Below are 15532 nucleotides of genomic sequence, written 5' to 3'. Positions count from 1 at the left end.
ATTTGGGGAGGTGCTCTAATTTTTATGTCTTTAAAGTCTTGAGCCCCAAGGGCTCTATATTATGAAATTAACTCACTCCTTAAAAAACACCCTAAATATTAGTTTTATCTATTGTCTACTTGACAGAGAGCATATCACTAAATTTAGGGTGTGGTATCTTCTCAAGTTGTACATAAGAATGAGGCTTTTGTAAATTCATAACAACTCCCCGTTTTTTTAACCTCATTCAAATTCCTTCCTCATATAAGCATTCCCCCACTTCTCTATGGATTTTATTATTGGAATAAGATCCTCACCAAGAGCTGTTAGATAATATATTACCTTCTTAGGGTAATCGCTTGTTTCTTCTCTTTCAATAATACCATCTTTCTCCATATCTCTAAGCTGTAGTGTAAGAATGCGTTGAGTAACACCTGGTATTTCACGGCGTATCGCATTGTAATTCATTGGTGATTGAGACAGTAAAAATAGAATGATACCTTTCCATTTACCACCAATGATATGCATCGTTAATTCAATTGGACAGGCATGCTTTACAGTTAACGTACAAGTACCATATTGACTGCTTTTAAAGTCTGACATTTCCTCACCTCAATGGGTAGTTACAAAATTGTGCCTTCTTGTTACTACCTTTTTATCTTGTTAAATTTATGATATCAAATAAATAAGAGAAGGTGTATGAATTGAAATTCGTCCAAATTTCTAAACATATTTATAGACTTACCTACGAAACCGTTGTCGGTATTCCAGTCAAGATTAATACATGGTACGTAGTGGATGGTGAAGATGTTTACATCATTGATACCGGGATGGAAGAATACGCACATATACAGCTAAAAGCAGCAAAATCCTTAGGTGTTCCCAAAAGTATTTTACTAACACATGGTCATCTGGATCATATCAATGGAGCTAAGTATCTACGAGCTGAATTAAACATTCCTATTTACTCACACAAGAATGAACTTCCGTTTATTAATGGAAAAATACCCTATCCAAATAAAGTAGAAAAGGAAACAACAGGTGTTGAACATCAGGTTGAGGCTTTTCAAGATAGTGTCATTAACACGTTACCCCTCGATGTATATGAAACACCTGGTCATGCTCCAGGCCATGTCATTTACCATCATAAAGATGACAATGTGTTGATAACTGGAGACTTATTTATTTCTGATGCTAAGACCCTACACCCACCGATTAAAAAGTTCACAATTAATATGGAAGAAAATATTAATAGCGGGCGCGTAATAGATGATATCAAACCATCTATCCTATCTTCCTCACATGGTGAGGATGTTAAATATAATGACAAGTTATATACCATTTATAAATTTACATATGAATAGGAGATATAAAAATGAAAATACAATTATTTCAATTAGAGATTATAGAAGGCAACGTAGAACAAAATGAAAATCGTATCAAAGCCTTATTTGAAGAAAAACTCGAAACAGATACAGAGGTTGTTATACTACCTGAAATGTGGAATAACGGGTATGATTTACAACATTTAACAGAAAATGCAGATGTCGATTTAACAAGAAGTTTCCCTTTTATCCAACATTTAGCGACTAATCATCATGTAAATATTATTGCAGGCTCCGTTTCAAACAAACGCAATAAGAATATATATAATACCGCCTTTGTGGTATCAAAAACGGGTAAGCTAATTTATCAAAAAGATAAAATACATCTCGTGCCAATGTTAGATGAACAGCTTTATTTAACAGGTGGAAATGAAGCACCAGAAGTATTTGAAATTAATGATATCAAGGCAACTCAAATTATATGTTACGACTTACGTTTCCCAGAAATCACACGTTACCCAGCGTCTCAAGGAGCAAAAATCATTTTCTATGTCGCCCAGTGGACCACCAAAAACTTAAACCATTGGCGAACATTATTGAAAGCAAGAGCTATAGAAAATTGCGTCTATGTCGTTGCATGTAATAGTGTAGGTGTCGTGAATAACGAAAAACATGTCGGCAACACATACGCAGGACATTCCATCGTCATCGATCCAAATGGAAATATTATTCAAGAAGCAGGCAATCAAGAGACAATCTTAACAACAGAAATCGATATACAGAAGGTAACAGAACAACAGCAAAACATTCCTATTTTTGAAAACCTGAGACCAGATGTTTATAAGTATTCAGAATAGTACTTTCGTTATCGAGGGCTACAAATAAGGTGAATCATCAATCAGTGGAGATTTGTTTATTCTCCACTGATTGTTCGTACCACAAGGGTATGACCTAAAGGACTTTGAACCATTCAGACACTTACTGGCAGTCGATCCCCCACTTACCAACATTGGTTTCATTTTTTACTTGAAGTCGGCACCTCACTGCCAGTTATATGTGTGATAAAATTTGTGTAGGAAAATTAAAGTCATTCAAGAAAAATTCCAAATTGTAGGGAAATACATTTACTTAGTCTTGTAATTTAATGTAAACTGACTTTACACAATCCTTTAAACAGTTTATTGTAAAACAAATATACATATCTTAACCGTTTTAGTTAGGAGGAAATGAACATGACAAAAAGCAATGAAAAAGAATTATCAGTAGAACAACGTGAAGGATTATTCAAAGCATTGAAAACACGGTTTGAGAAAAACATGCACCGTCACCAAGGTGTCGAATGGGCTAACGTCCAAGCAAGGCTGGAAGCTAATGCGGAAAAACTGTGGTCGCTTCATGAAATGGAAAGCACTGGCGGTGAACCCGATGTTGTTGGTCATGAGCAGGGCCAATACATTTTTTATGATTGTTCAACCGAAAGCCCTAAGGGCCGCAGAAGTGTTTGCTATGACCGTGAAGCACTAGAGGCAAGAAAAAAACATCAACCAGAGAATAATGCAATTGATATGGCAACTGCCATGGGTATTGAACTTTTAACAGAAGAACAGTATCGAGCGTTACAGCAGCTGGAACATTTCGATAAGAAAACGTCAAGTTGGGTGCAAACACCCTCAGATATTAGAGAACTCGGCGGTGCCCTTTTTTGTGATTATCGCTATGGGCATGTCTTTCTGTATCACAACGGTGCATCCTCTTACTATGCTGCTAGAGGATTCCGTGGCTCGCTAAAGGTCTAAATTTTACACAGACGATTAAGTATGGACTTCTGCGATAAGACTTTGATTCATTCTTCAGCTAACATGCATAAAGGGTGAAATCATATGATTACATCTATAAAGGGACATTTTATTTTATCTGAGATAACCGCGGTTTATAATGCTGGGATATGAACACAAAAACATGGGTGTGCTACCATTACAATTTGAAAATGGAGAAAGTGCAGATTCATTAGGTTTAACTGGTAAAGAAAGTTCAAACAAAAAAGCAGCAATAAAGTGAAACCTCAATCAGTGAGGAGCTTATTTACCTCCCCCTTCTCTATATTGGTTTCACTCTATTGCTTGAAATGAGGGTCTTACTGCCAGTTATATACAAGATAAAGCTTTAACGAAAACAGTCATTCTCCATAACATCCTAATGAAAAAAAGCGTATAAATTTTGTATAGAGAGGAGAGGTTTTTATCGACATTACCAATCCAGCAGGTTTTCAAAACAGATTCTTGGCAAGAGTTTTAGATGTTATTATTATTTTTTTAGTGACAGGAATTATTTCGCAATTTCTATACGGTGTATTCTATGATAATGAAACCATTCGTCCTATTGATTATTTAGGGCTTATATATAGCCTGATAACACCTATTGTTTGGTATACACGCTAGGGAGGAGAATGGCGGGAAACCGTATTGTAAGAATTGATGGCAGAAAAATTGGCATAGGAACAATGATATTAAGAAATATTGTAGCAGGAATTATTTACATTCTTACGTTTGGAATAGGATTAATCGTAAGCGCCTTCATGGTAGGAGTGAGAGAAGATAGACGTGCCATTCACGACTTTATCGCACAAACGTATGTGACAACAAATCCCCCAACAAAAGTTCAATAATAATAGGGTAAATTATTTTAGACTCCTAGCTAACTTACCATCCAAAATCGAGCTATTTTCCATAAAAAGCTGTAAATAAGAAAGGCATCTCCAAATATAAAAGAGGTGCCTTTCTTTATGTTTAAGCAATCAGAAAGAAATCTATTTAAATAATAAATTCTTATTGTAAATCAATAAATTTTAATTGATTTACATATATTTTTGATTTAGAATTAGTTTGTAATAAATAATAACAAAGGAGAATGTTTGATGAAAAAGAAATATCTGTTAGCTTCTACACCAATCTTGTTGGGTGCTATATGTTTCGTTATCTATAGCTTAATTGGTTCAAGTGTGGAACCTGATGGTACTTTAATTGAACCGTTCTTCTTAATTAATTTATCTTATCTATTTGTTTTTAGTGGTGTACTCACCATATTTCTTATTTCTATCGTTTCCTTCATTAAGCGAATTAGCAACTAGCATTACGTTATAAAACAAATAGTCCTTATGGTTAATGTAAGTAAGGGCTATTATAACCCTTATGAATACGAAGAGGGGAGAACATGAAATATATCATAGACCTTTTTTACTTCGGTTACCATCAGGCTTTATCATGCATTTTTCCAGTGGTTATTTTCGCGACACTTGCTTTGTCCAAGATAATTTCTATACCTGGCATACCACGCTACGATTTTATTCTACTAATCTGTCTTATTACGCAATATCTGATGTTAAAAACCAATTTGGAGTCATTTAAAGAGTGGAAAGTGATATGTATTTTCCACGTTATCGGATTACTACTAGAAGTATATAAAGTATATTTGGGTTCGTGGTCTTATCCTGAAAAAGCGTGGTCAAAAGTTCTTGGGGTACCACTTTATAGTGGTTTTATGTATGCAAGTGTCGCTAGTTATATTTGTCAGGCATGGCGTAGATTTCATTTAAAAATGAATAGATGGCCCAAAAATATATGGACAATACCACTTGGATTGATGATTTATTTAAACTTTTTTACGCATCATTTTATTTTAGATTTTCGTTGGATTTTAACACTGCTATTATTTATTGTCTTTTTACAGACTCATGTACAATTTATTGTACGGAACACAACATATAAAATGCCGTTGCCTATCTCATTTATCCTTATTGGCTTCTTCATTTGGGTTGCAGAGAATATCGCTACTTTCTTTGGGGCATGGCAATATCCTAATCAACAATTTTCATGGAGTTTTGTCCATATCGGAAAAATTAGTTCCTGGTACTTACTAGTAGTAATAAGCATCATGATTGTAGCGCAGTATAAACGATTTATGACACCTCTTCCTAAAAAGGAAAAGTATTCCATTAACAATCTTGGTTAAACAACCTTTGTATATTCACTTTAACATGAACATGCCCCACTCCTTAGCGAGTGAGGCACTATTTCTTCATTCAACTCTGACATACTGATTACTAGCTGTCACATAATAAACGTTTCCTTTACTATTTTTAACCTTGTATTGATAACCATTGCCTACTTTGAGCTTAGCTACAATCGTCGGAAAACCATATCCCTTTTTAAGATAGCCAACAACATATTTATCCGACCAACTGGGCTTGTTATAAAATCTTAATTGACCTGCATGTTTAGACTCTACTCGTTTGCCGATATAGCTTGCTTTTTGTGAATCGCCACGCATGCTATGAAGCAATGTAAGATTCTGACTGGCTGTTCCCCTATAACCTCGGATGCCATATTGAGCAGCATATCGCCGGCGTGCGCGAAAACTAGCGTTCTTGCCAATACTATTAAGGTAATCCACAATGGAATGACCGTTGTAGTTGTCTACTTCTTGGTTAGATGCACCATTAATTTCATCAATGAACCCCTTCCAATCATCAAGTAATTTTCTAGGGCAGTTCTTTCCACTCCAGTGCTTATGGGTAACAATTCTTGAAATCGGTATTTTATGCTCTTTCATCAATTTTTTAATTAGCCACTGTGCATTTTTTGTTGCTTTACGGAAGTCCCCATCGCTATTTTCACAAATCTCAATAGCAATGGATCGTCTATTACCAGTTCCATTTTCACCATCACCAGCATGCCAGCCGTTTTCATTCGTTGGAAGATGCTGGTATATTTCTTTATCATCTACGGTGTAATGCCAGCCAACAGTTCGACCACCTGCACCATTATGCAAGTATTGATTATGCATTTCTGCATCTGCGCCTTCGCTGGTATTAGCAGTATTGTGAATTGTTAAATAGAGCGGAACCATAGCATATCCAGGACGTTGTTCCTTTTGAGAGGCAGGTATAAAGTCTTTAATAATTTTTGGCATAAGAAATCTCCTCCTTAATATTTTTATATTAAAAAAACGGCTTGCCCGTGTGGACTAGCCGTTTGACTACTTAATAATGCTTATTCTGTTGTATACTGCTTATGGCTGAAAGAATATATTGATTACCTTGTTATAATAGCTACAAAGTTAAAATATTAAAATAGAAAGGTAATATCTTTGTTTAGTAATGAAGTCAGCAGTCGCCCCCACTTAACCATATTGGTTTCACTTTCTTATATTGAAGTGAGGGTCTTACTGCCAACTATCTGCGAGATTTAATACTCATATTAAATAGTGCCTACATGTTAGGCGCTTGCCTCAGTATTTTGATAAATCGTGTTTCCTTCCTTAATAGTCTCTACTACGTTAATGTTATGAATCGCCTCTTTATCTATCGTGAGCGGGTTCTGATCCAATATTACTAAATCTGCATATTTTCCGATGGCAATGCTCCCTTTTGTATCCTCCTCAAAATATTGATACGCCGCATTGATGGTAACGGCTTGTAACGCTTCGTAAACAGTAACACATTCCTCTTCTCCAATTCGCCGACCACTTCTAGTTTTACGATTCACAGCACACCAAATGGCATGAAGCATGTCAGGTTTAACAACAGGGGAGTCCTGATGAAAATTAACAGCCAATCCTTTATCGAAGGCTGTTTTTGCTGGACTAATTCTGCTACCTCGTTCTTCCCCTAAGTTTTTGAGGTGTACATCTCCCCAGTAGAAGGTGTGCACATTGAAAATCGACGGAATCATATTTAATTCAACCATTTTGTCCAATTGATCACTACGTACAGTTTGACAATGAATCATTACTGGACGCAGCTTGTGTTTATTCGGATTAGCTGCGTCTTTTAAGGCTTCCTCATAGCTTCGTAGTAACTGATCCGATGCGGCATCTCCATTACAGTGTGTCAGTAATTGAACATCATCATTAAGCGCAGTTAAAACAAATTTCTTTACCTCTTCATCTTGGAACCACGCATACCCTCTGTAATCCGTTTCTCCTTCATATGGTTCCGTTAACCAAGCTGTTTTTCCTTGTGGAGAACCATCCAAAAAAAGCTTATATCCTCCAAGTTTAAACCGATTGCTGTACTTTTTAGCATACCTTTCGTATTGTTGTAGCAATTCTGTTGGTGCTTCCATTACTAATGGATAGGCAACGATATCTATCATGAGCTTGTTCTGATCTGCTAAGGTATGGAAAAGCTGCATCATTTCTTTACTTGTAGCACCGTCCTGGCAAGTCGTAATCCCATTTTTAATATATATTTCTTGACCTTGCTGCATCATCGCTGCAAAATTTGTCCCAATATCACTTACTACCTCTTCTCGGATAGCCATCATACTTGCTTCTTCTAAATATCCATTGGGCTCTAGTGATCCTCTTACTCTACCAATCTTACCGCCTTCATGATCTTTCGTATTTTCATCAATTCCAGCAAACTGTAAGGCCATGTCATTGACACAACCCATATGAGCAGATGTATGCATGACGATAACCATTCTATCCATCGACACTTGATTAAGTATTTCTTTGGTTGGATGCTGCTTTTCTTGTAATACATTATGGTCGTAACCAAAACCAATAACTGGATCGGTATCTCTCAATTGCTTCTCTTCTATATAAGACTTTAATGCGGTCACAATCTCATCGAAATTGTTACATGTACTTAAATCACACAAAGCTGCAACAGGACCAACCATCGAAACATGGCTATGAGGATCAATAAAGGAAGGTAACAACGTATGACCTTGTAAATTATGTTTTTCAATGTTGCCATTGTGTAATAGGGATTCAAACTTAGCTAACGAACCAAGGTCTTGAATGACACCATTCTCTACCAATACAGCTTCGACTGATTCCTTGTCTTTTTCCATCGTGATAATTTCTCCACCATAATATAGCTTTTTCATTGTAATTCACCTATCCTTTTAAAAATAGGGAGTTTCTGCCCATCCCCTTGAAAAGGTGGAAGAAGGAACGTTTGATTAACAAATCTTTCAAAAAAATGAGTGCCTGGATTTTTCCACAAAGGGCCCATTTACTATCAAGAAAACAATAAACATTGACTTGTAAAAGAAGGTTTAACTAGTCCTTTGTCTTTCTTCCACCATCTTTTTTAATTCTTCTTGTCCGTTTCTAACAGATTCAATTTCTTTTATCGTTTTCAATTTTTCTGCTATAGGTTTCAATACTTCTTGAAGTATTCCTTGAAAGCGCAGCGCCTTTTCATCTTCTTTTATTTGCATTCCTCCATTTTATCGCGTCTAATTCAATAAAGCGAGCGTTTCAAACTTATGATTCCTCGATAGTATTTAAATAACATACAAAAGAAGTAACGTTTTGGTGTTCCTGCGTAAATTATCTACATGTTCCCTCATCGCGTGAACTTCACGATTCTGTACTGCGTGGATAAACGTGATTTCACATCCTGCTTGGTTTTCAACCAATGTATTCAGCATACTCATCATCGGTGTAATTCTTCCGCAAGTATCTCTCGGGATCAATATAATTAATGCATACACCTCAGTTGAAATTGCACGTCAGGCTGAAAGGTAACTTAAAGGGCATCTGCCCTTTAAGTTACCCATTCTACTCCATTACAGGTTGGGGAAAGGAGCTGTACATTACTTCTCTTTAGTACCAATAACATACTTAAAAATTATTACATTTTAGAGAATGTCCTTGCTGGAAATTACGAAGTTTTTTTAATTCTATCATTCTTTCAACAAAGAAAAACCGCATGTAACAATGCGATCGACAGCAAAAAATAATTCTAAATTATTTTCATGATCATGTTTCCCTTTTGTAATATTTCTTTTTACCCTGTATGGTGACATCAATTATTTTGGCAGGAATAGAATAGCATCACCAATATCTCTTTCACCTGAATTATCGGAAGGATGATTAATTAATTGACTTCCAACTGCCATTGTTGTGGATCCTCCACCATCAAGATTCATTGCTTCATAAGCACCCAAGCTTTTCATAAGCTTTGCCGACTCTTCAAAGGTTACTCCAACACTATTCATTGGATCCCTACCATCTACAGTTACAAAGATTATATTACCATTTGCTTTAATGCCAGCAAGTGTTCTAGGGTGACGGCTTTTAACAAAACTATTGAAAAAATCTTCGCTCCAACGAAACCCTTCTTCTTCTGAGTGAATATCTATTTTTCCGTCATCCAGAATGCGTGGTCCTCCATTTATAATACTAGTGTACCTTTTGGCTGGCACCGATTTCCCATCTAATGATAAATGAGTTTCAACTTCGATTGACATACCGATCTGAGCATTTTGGCTTAACCATTTTATAGTGTCTCCAGTGGCAGCAAGCACTGCCCCATTTACTGGGATATTGCCACCTCTATTATGACGAATATCCGTTACCTTCCCTTTTGCATCTAAAACAACCTCTAAGCCATTTCCTGCCGGCGTCTCATCTCCAAAAATGGGTTTAAACAAAATTAGTTCGTCATCATCTGTACATGTGACATCGTGTTTTGGATCTTCTTTTCGTTCGTCCTCTGAAGTACCACCACAACTACGGATCAACCCTGGCTTTCTATTCAGACCATCTATAATTGATTTTTCCCCATTTGAGGAGATAGCTTTTAAATCTGTTTCCACATTTGCAATAGAGGCCTTGTTTTCACTCGAGTCTGAAAACAATAAACTCGTTCTATCCCCTACTGATTCACTAACAACTTCCCCATTCACCATTGAAACACCTGCTAAATCACCTGGTGTCCCATCGTTTGCTCCTACAACAAAGTATCCCCCGTTCACAGCAGCAAGTGAATTCATGCGTTGCGATATACTTGTCAATTGTTCCTTCCCCTTAACCACATCATTGGATAAAAATGACCTAATTTCACCTTTAAATTTATCTGGATTGACTTCTAAAACATCAATATTCCACGGACCTGTGTTTTGAACCCCATTATTTTCAGTTGGGTTCCCACGGTCAATATGTGTATGTGATAGGCCAGGTGCAATTTCCTTCTTTTCACGAGATTCTTCCAACCATGGATCCCCTAAATCCAACCTTTGCCACTTGTTTATAAGATAAGCCGCATCCCTTTTGAGCTTCTGATATACCTCATCAGAAATTAATTGATTCTTTTTCTGTTGATTAATCAATGTTTGAAATCCATTCAGATGCTTGACGACTTTTTGAGGCAAATTTTTACCCTCAAAATGACTGACCGTTTTCAGATGCATGATTAAAGAATGAACTGCGCGCTTATTTGTGATTAAACCTGTTTCTTCAAAGTATTCTATTAGTTTTGTCATCCCATCTGCATGAAGCGGATTCTCTCCTGGTTTAATCGTAATATTTGCTACTAAAGGAAGATGATCAGATGCCAATGAGTGAATTACCTGACTGGAACTGACATTTAGTCTTGGAGATGTTAAAACATAATCGATTCTTTTTGTAGGGGAATCCGCCGGATACGTATATCCAAAGCCATCGTCATTAACAGACCAGACATCTGTATAAATTTGAAAAAGTGATTGCATTTCAGTTGCATTAGGCGTGGCATTTAAATCACCCACCAATACGTTATTATTATGCCTAGAAGTAATTTCCACTATGTCCTCTACTTGCCTTGCACGTACATTAGAACTCAAATGTGAGGTATGTGTTACATAGAACCATACTTCTCCCCCAGCAACGTATACTTGTGCTTCCAATAGCCCTCTTTGCTCCTCATCATCTGTCAATTTCGTTAACTTGTAGTTTTTTGAATCAAGAATAGGATATTTGCTTAATATCGCTGTTCCATATTGGTGATTATGAGCCTGTCCTTCTTCAGGTGGATAGTTAAGATTGGGACCAAAAACGTAATGCATATCTAACATTTCAGCGAGCTCTTTAGCCTGATTTTTAAAGTCACTTCTCTCTGACCAATGATTATCTACTTCCTGAAGACCGATGATATCCGCATTAGACTGACGAATTTGTTCCGCTATTCGTTCTAAATCCAATTTACCATCCATTCCCTCTCCATGGCGAATGTTGTACGTCATTACTTTCATTTGTAAAGACTTTTCTCCCAAATCCGAAGAGGAATTCTCCGCTGCCACCATACTTCCATACATAGCTATAGACAACGATAGTAAAACGATTGCAAACAGAACTATAACTGATCTTTTAATGTTTCTCCCTCCTAAAAAAATAGTTGAATTATAGCTAAACCTCAGATTTCACAATGTGAGATTTACACCTAGATTGGGGTTCTTTATATAATTAATATTTATTGCTTCATAAGTTATTCGTTAATCAACGTTAACTTTTTATTAATTCTCGCAGAAAACGAACTCCATAAAATCCGCTCCATCGTTTCTCCATACTTTTAAGTAATTCAGCAATCTCTATTATTATGCATCATAACGCTTTGACAGTTTCTCCTGATGGGCATGGAACATGTGCTTAGTGCGGTGATAAAGTTTACTGCCGGAATGGGTTATTAGACGGAATTATTCAAAATGACTATACGCTTATATGCTTTTCTTGCCTTACTGCCAGTTATATTTAGGATAAATGGTGATACAATATGCAAAGGGAGGGAAATACAAAATGGAATTCGAATTTGGGAATGCTGCTATTATTCTACCCCCTTTACACATTACCATTATGGCAATAATCATTATTTTCTTTTTAGTAAGGTGGAGTAAGCAATTAGAAACACGACGTTTTACGATTTTCTTTTACTTTCTAATAAGTACAAACATTGCTCCGTTTTATTCTCATACTACAGAGCAGGGAAGCTTTGAGCTATGGATTCCCTTAGGGTCTATAGTAATTTTCCTGTACTTGTTTCACAGCAAAGGAAGAAACCATCCTTCTAAAATAAAAGCAAGCATTCTAGGGCTTTCCATAGCTTTATATCAATTGATTCTTCAATATGTTGGGTAATTCTTCGATTCTATTAAAGGGATAAGCTATTCTTGAATAAGAAGGAGCTTTCTGAATTAGTCAGAATAGGGAAAAGGAAATTTTCTAATGCTTTGCTTATACAATCTGTTTATAATTTACTACAACAAAAAAATGGTTAAACCCCTCCCTTAAACGGATCTGTTGAAGTGAATATTTTATGATAAAGGGAAACTTTAATCAGAATGGGGATTGGTTTATCTCGCCACTAATTGTTCGTACCTCAAGGGTATGACTTATAGGCTTTGGAACCAATCGAACATTTACTGACAGTTGATCCCCACTTTTCCATATTGGTTACTCTTTATTGCTTGGAGTGGGGGGCTTACTGCCACTTATATGTGGGATAAGAAGATGAGCTATAGAACATCTTCTAAAGCGATACTTCAAAGGTATCGCTTGTTTTAGTCTGGACTTTGGATGAAAAGCTCGAAATATTGACATTGTAAAATTTATTTTTTCCTAAAAAGCGGAACTTTTCGGAATATTATTCAGTCTGTATATATAAAGGGAAATTTCAATCCATTGTGGGGGGGTATTTATTCCCCCACTGATTGTTCGTACCTCAAGGGTATGACCTACAGGCTTTGGAACCAACTGGACATTTACCGGCATTCGATTCCCCACTTCCATATTAGTTTCCCTTTATTGCTTGGGATCGGGGTCTTATTGCCAGTTATATGTGAGATAAAGGGAGGTGGTTGAAATCAGCCGTCCAAATGAAGAGGAAATATATGAAAGCCATTTTGAAAAGGTGTACAAAACAGCTTATTTTATTTTAAAAAACGAAAAACTAGCAAAAGATGCCACACACGATACTTTTATAAAAGCGTTCAAACATTTGAACAAAATCAACCAGCATGCAAGAATTAATGCTTGGATAACTACTATTGCTACACGTACAGCTATTGATATCTATAATAAAAACAAAAAGCAAATAGCATTCAAAGAAGAAAACTATCTATCAAAGTCAGATGAATTTAACGTTGAGATTGATGAGTTAGAAAATTATTTAGACAACATTCCACCTGAACAAAAACAAATATTGATTTTAAAATATATGGAAGAATTAACAGAGAAAGAAATTGCAAACCTTCTATCTATTAAACTAGGAACTGTAAAATCAAGAATATTTCGGGCAAAACAAAAATTATACGAACAGTATACGTTAGGAGGTGAAAATCGTGTTGGAGAATAATCAGAATGAACAAAGGTTAAAGGAACACGTAACAAAGGAGATAGATTCGATTAGAGTGCCAACAGGATTGAAAGAAGAAATGTGGACACAGGTTCAGCCTGTACGTAAGAAGAGAAGAATACCTTCAAAAGTTCTTCCGTATATAGCTACGCTTGCATGTGTAGCCGTCTTAATTCCGCTTGGGTTAGCTGTATTACCTTTTAATTCGGAACCAACACCTAGTGACGTTGTAACAACTCAAGAAGAACAGATAAAGACAATAGAAACTGTATTACAGAATGCTCTTAATGGTCCAGATGCTGAATTGAAGCAAATATTTAATCGTGATACATCTATAGAAGACAGTATCCAATATGATAAAGAGCGTTTTAAAGAATATTTTGCCAATGATACAGCCTATATGGAATTTGTAAATAGTTACGGTGCAGTTTTAATGATCATTCCTATACGAAACGAATACACGCTGCAAGTAAAAGATATCAAATTTGAAAAAACAGATTCTAAAGAGATTATTTATAACTTTTCAGTTGAGGTACTGTACCAAAAAGAGGGCAGTGAAAAATCAGACGTTGAAGTTGTTGATGGGCAAGCAAATCTTAATGAGGACCATAAAATAGAACGAATATTAATCCGATTAAACGACTTATGGAATGCTATAGAAAAAAACTAATGTAAAGGCGATTTAGACCATCGTCTTTTTCTTTACTACCGATAGTGGGTCGTTCACCCTTTTATACATGATAGTTGTTAATGAAAACTAAATCAGATGTACATTTAATAACAAAAAATTCTCTTTTGGTTTAATTCCTTTTCACAGTTTCTAACCCTACCATATTGATTAGGATTATATAAGTAAAACAAGCCCCTCGTGGAAGCTTGTTTTATTTTAATTTGTACGAGTTCCACTAGTGACAAATCCTAGCTTCCCACCAACAACTTCTTTCACCTCATGAATGACAACAAAGGAACTTGGATCAATGGTTTGCACCTTCTTTTTGATTTTTAAAAGCTCCGTCTTTTTAATAACCGTATAGATAATTCTTTTATCTTTATTGACGTAGTATCCATATCCATAATAAATCGTGGCAGCATTACCAAATTCGTTTGTAATTACGTTAGAAATTTCTTCATATTTATCTGACATAATCGTCATCGCTTTCTTATTATGGAAACCTTCAATTACTTGATCCGCTATTTTTGTACACAAATAGACAAATATAAAGCTATATAACATATTATTAATTCCAATAATAAATATGAAAGCTGCTATGATGATGCTATCCATATAAAATAGACTCTTAGAAAAGCTATATCCCTTTGTGTAATTTAATAAATATGCAAGAAGAGTTGTTCCACCGGTCGAGCCATCAGCGATGAAAATCAGACCTAAACCAGTCCCAAGTAATAATGCGCCAAATACAATGCCTAACACCATATCTTCAATACCAAACGGAACAAAGCTTAGGATACCAAGAAATAAAGAACTCATGGCAACACCTAATATGGTATAAAATATCGTTCTTTTCATTAAGAACTTATATGCGATCGCTATAAAAATAAGATTGATGATAAACGTACTTATACTTGTTGGGATCTGAAATAAATAGTATAGAATTAGAGACATACCAATTGTACTTCCATCACCTAATCTATTCGGAATAACAAAAAATTGAACGGATGCAGCAATCAGAAAAGATCCGACTATAATTAGAAGCACATCTTTTATAATGTTTTTCATATAAATAACCTCCCTAGCCAAAAAATTAAATGTAAACCTTCCATCAGTGGGAGCTTTGTTTATCCCCATGGTTTGGTAGTACCACAAGGGTATGACCTAAAGGCCCTAGAACCAATCGGACATTTACTGGCAGTTGATCCCTACTCACCAATATTAGGTTCTCTTTATTGCTTGATGTGGGGTCTTACTGCCAGTTATATGCGGGATAAAGTGAAACTTCAATCCGCGGGGTGGCGTATTATCCCCCACGGATTGTTAGGTGAACCAATCGGACATTTACTGGCAGTTGATTCCTACTCACCAATATTAGGTTCTCTTTATTGCTTGATGTGGGGTCTTACTGCCAGTTATATGCGGGATAAAGTGAAA

18 protein-coding genes and 1 pseudogene are annotated in these 15532 nt (G+C 35.9%); 12 read left to right on the top strand and 7 right to left on the bottom strand.

Annotated features, from left to right (window positions below; all coding sequences use genetic code 11):
• Positions 1 to 222: 222 nt before the first annotated feature.
• On the bottom strand, positions 223 to 582 hold the full coding sequence (locus Q1A47_RS17095) for a helix-turn-helix domain-containing protein (RefSeq protein ID WP_026679796.1): 360 nt from the start codon (positions 580 to 582) through the stop codon (positions 223 to 225).
• Between the two features lie 101 nt (positions 583 to 683).
• On the opposite strand from Q1A47_RS17095, the gene Q1A47_RS17090 reads away from it, so the two are divergent.
• The 8 genes and pseudogenes from Q1A47_RS17090 (at position 684) to Q1A47_RS17055 (ending at position 5312) form a co-directional block, all read left to right on the top strand.
• On the top strand, positions 684 to 1343 hold the full coding sequence (locus tag Q1A47_RS17090) for an MBL fold metallo-hydrolase (protein WP_026679795.1): 660 nt from the start codon (positions 684 to 686) through the stop codon (positions 1341 to 1343).
• Positions 1344 to 1354: 11 nt separating this feature from the next.
• Complete coding sequence (locus Q1A47_RS17085; RefSeq protein ID WP_026679794.1) at positions 1355 to 2161, top strand: carbon-nitrogen family hydrolase; 807 nt, start codon at positions 1355 to 1357, stop codon at positions 2159 to 2161.
• Positions 2162 to 2231: 70 nt separating this feature from the next.
• Entirely contained in the window at positions 2232 to 2366 is a 135-nt protein-coding gene (locus Q1A47_RS17080) for a hypothetical protein (protein ID WP_299632522.1), read from the top strand.
• A gap of 170 nt (positions 2367 to 2536) precedes the next feature.
• Positions 2537 to 3100: a DUF4256 domain-containing protein gene (locus Q1A47_RS17075; protein ID WP_166530718.1), complete on the top strand. Its 564-nt coding sequence runs from the start codon at positions 2537 to 2539 to the stop codon at positions 3098 to 3100.
• A gap of 139 nt (positions 3101 to 3239) precedes the next feature.
• Positions 3240 to 3362, top strand: a complete 123-nt coding sequence (locus Q1A47_RS17070; protein WP_299632520.1) for a hypothetical protein — start codon at positions 3240 to 3242, stop codon at positions 3360 to 3362.
• Between the two features lie 182 nt (positions 3363 to 3544).
• Positions 3545 to 3969 (top strand): annotated as a pseudogene (locus tag Q1A47_RS17065) (RDD family protein).
• Positions 3970 to 4218: 249 nt separating this feature from the next.
• Entirely contained in the window at positions 4219 to 4431 is a 213-nt protein-coding gene (locus Q1A47_RS17060; protein ID WP_026679791.1) for a DUF3955 domain-containing protein, read from the top strand.
• Between the two features lie 83 nt (positions 4432 to 4514).
• A complete protein-coding gene (locus Q1A47_RS17055) occupies positions 4515 to 5312 on the top strand; it encodes a DUF817 domain-containing protein (RefSeq protein ID WP_166530719.1) in 798 nt (265 codons plus the stop codon).
• A gap of 66 nt (positions 5313 to 5378) precedes the next feature.
• Here the strand turns inward: Q1A47_RS17055 and Q1A47_RS17050 are convergent, their stop codons facing one another.
• From Q1A47_RS17050 to Q1A47_RS17030, 5 genes are all read right to left on the bottom strand, one after another.
• Positions 5379 to 6272: an N-acetylmuramoyl-L-alanine amidase family protein gene (locus Q1A47_RS17050; protein WP_281414402.1), complete on the bottom strand. Its 894-nt coding sequence runs from the start codon at positions 6270 to 6272 to the stop codon at positions 5379 to 5381.
• Positions 6273 to 6577: 305 nt separating this feature from the next.
• Positions 6578 to 8197: an amidohydrolase gene (locus Q1A47_RS17045; RefSeq protein ID WP_166530720.1), complete on the bottom strand. Its 1620-nt coding sequence runs from the start codon at positions 8195 to 8197 to the stop codon at positions 6578 to 6580.
• Positions 8198 to 8368: 171 nt separating this feature from the next.
• Positions 8369 to 8533, bottom strand: coding sequence for a hypothetical protein (locus tag Q1A47_RS17040; protein WP_161629257.1), 165 nt, complete (start codon positions 8531 to 8533; stop codon positions 8369 to 8371).
• A gap of 66 nt (positions 8534 to 8599) precedes the next feature.
• Positions 8600 to 8752 (bottom strand): hypothetical protein, encoded by a 153-nt coding sequence (locus Q1A47_RS17035; RefSeq protein WP_228089007.1) that lies wholly within the window; start codon positions 8750 to 8752, stop codon positions 8600 to 8602.
• A gap of 375 nt (positions 8753 to 9127) precedes the next feature.
• Positions 9128 to 11404 (bottom strand): phosphodiester glycosidase family protein, encoded by a 2277-nt coding sequence (locus Q1A47_RS17030; protein WP_299632519.1) that lies wholly within the window; start codon positions 11402 to 11404, stop codon positions 9128 to 9130.
• A 466-nt stretch (positions 11405 to 11870) separates the two neighbouring features.
• Between Q1A47_RS17030 and Q1A47_RS17025 the strand changes: the two genes are divergently transcribed.
• The 3 genes from Q1A47_RS17025 (at position 11871) to Q1A47_RS17015 (ending at position 14095) form a co-directional block, all read left to right on the top strand.
• Entirely contained in the window at positions 11871 to 12209 is a 339-nt protein-coding gene (locus Q1A47_RS17025; protein ID WP_166530722.1) for a hypothetical protein, read from the top strand.
• A gap of 715 nt (positions 12210 to 12924) precedes the next feature.
• Complete coding sequence (locus Q1A47_RS17020; RefSeq protein WP_166530723.1) at positions 12925 to 13425, top strand: RNA polymerase sigma factor; 501 nt, start codon at positions 12925 to 12927, stop codon at positions 13423 to 13425.
• The gene (locus tag Q1A47_RS17015) at positions 13412 to 14095 is read left to right on the top strand and encodes a hypothetical protein (RefSeq protein WP_026679787.1); all 684 of its coding nucleotides are present in this window, start codon (positions 13412 to 13414) and stop codon (positions 14093 to 14095) included. Before Q1A47_RS17020 ends, Q1A47_RS17015 begins: the two co-directional genes overlap by 14 nt.
• 216 nt (positions 14096 to 14311) lie before the next feature.
• On the opposite strand, the gene Q1A47_RS17010 is transcribed toward Q1A47_RS17015, so the two are convergent.
• Positions 14312 to 15163 (bottom strand): YitT family protein, encoded by an 852-nt coding sequence (locus Q1A47_RS17010; RefSeq protein WP_026679786.1) that lies wholly within the window; start codon positions 15161 to 15163, stop codon positions 14312 to 14314.
• Positions 15164 to 15235: 72 nt separating this feature from the next.
• Between Q1A47_RS17010 and Q1A47_RS17005 the strand changes: the two genes are divergently transcribed.
• On the top strand, positions 15236 to 15532 hold a 297-nt coding region (locus tag Q1A47_RS17005), incomplete at its 3' end, for a hypothetical protein (protein WP_299632518.1).

It is taken from the genome of uncultured Virgibacillus sp. (genome assembly GCF_947495635.1).
Taxonomy (GTDB): Bacteria; Bacillota; Bacilli; order Bacillales; family Amphibacillaceae; genus Virgibacillus; species Virgibacillus salarius.
This window is presented reverse-complemented; position numbering and strand designations above follow the sequence as displayed.

Excerpts from the sequence above, each read along its gene's own strand:
- Q1A47_RS17055 (WP_166530719.1), top strand. The coding sequence starts at position 4,515 with ATGAAATATATCATAGACCTTTTTTACTTCGGTTACCATCAGGCTTTA.
- Q1A47_RS17025 (WP_166530722.1), top strand. The coding sequence starts at position 11,871 with ATGGAATTCGAATTTGGGAATGCTGCTATTATTCTACCCCCTTTACAC.
- Q1A47_RS17095 (WP_026679796.1), bottom strand. The coding sequence starts at position 582 with ATGTCAGACTTTAAAAGCAGTCAATATGGTACTTGTACGTTAACTGTA.
- Q1A47_RS17070 (WP_299632520.1), top strand. The coding sequence starts at position 3,240 with ATGCTGGGATATGAACACAAAAACATGGGTGTGCTACCATTACAATTT.
- Q1A47_RS17045 (WP_166530720.1), bottom strand. The coding sequence starts at position 8,197 with ATGAAAAAGCTATATTATGGTGGAGAAATTATCACGATGGAAAAAGAC.
- Q1A47_RS17035 (WP_228089007.1), bottom strand. The coding sequence starts at position 8,752 with ATGAGTATGCTGAATACATTGGTTGAAAACCAAGCAGGATGTGAAATC.
- Q1A47_RS17060 (WP_026679791.1), top strand. The coding sequence starts at position 4,219 with ATGAAAAAGAAATATCTGTTAGCTTCTACACCAATCTTGTTGGGTGCT.
- Q1A47_RS17010 (WP_026679786.1), bottom strand. The coding sequence starts at position 15,163 with ATGAAAAACATTATAAAAGATGTGCTTCTAATTATAGTCGGATCTTTT.
- Q1A47_RS17075 (WP_166530718.1), top strand. The coding sequence starts at position 2,537 with ATGACAAAAAGCAATGAAAAAGAATTATCAGTAGAACAACGTGAAGGA.
- Q1A47_RS17040 (WP_161629257.1), bottom strand. The coding sequence starts at position 8,533 with ATGCAAATAAAAGAAGATGAAAAGGCGCTGCGCTTTCAAGGAATACTT.
- Q1A47_RS17050 (WP_281414402.1), bottom strand. The coding sequence starts at position 6,272 with ATGCCAAAAATTATTAAAGACTTTATACCTGCCTCTCAAAAGGAACAA.
- Q1A47_RS17085 (WP_026679794.1), top strand. The coding sequence starts at position 1,355 with ATGAAAATACAATTATTTCAATTAGAGATTATAGAAGGCAACGTAGAA.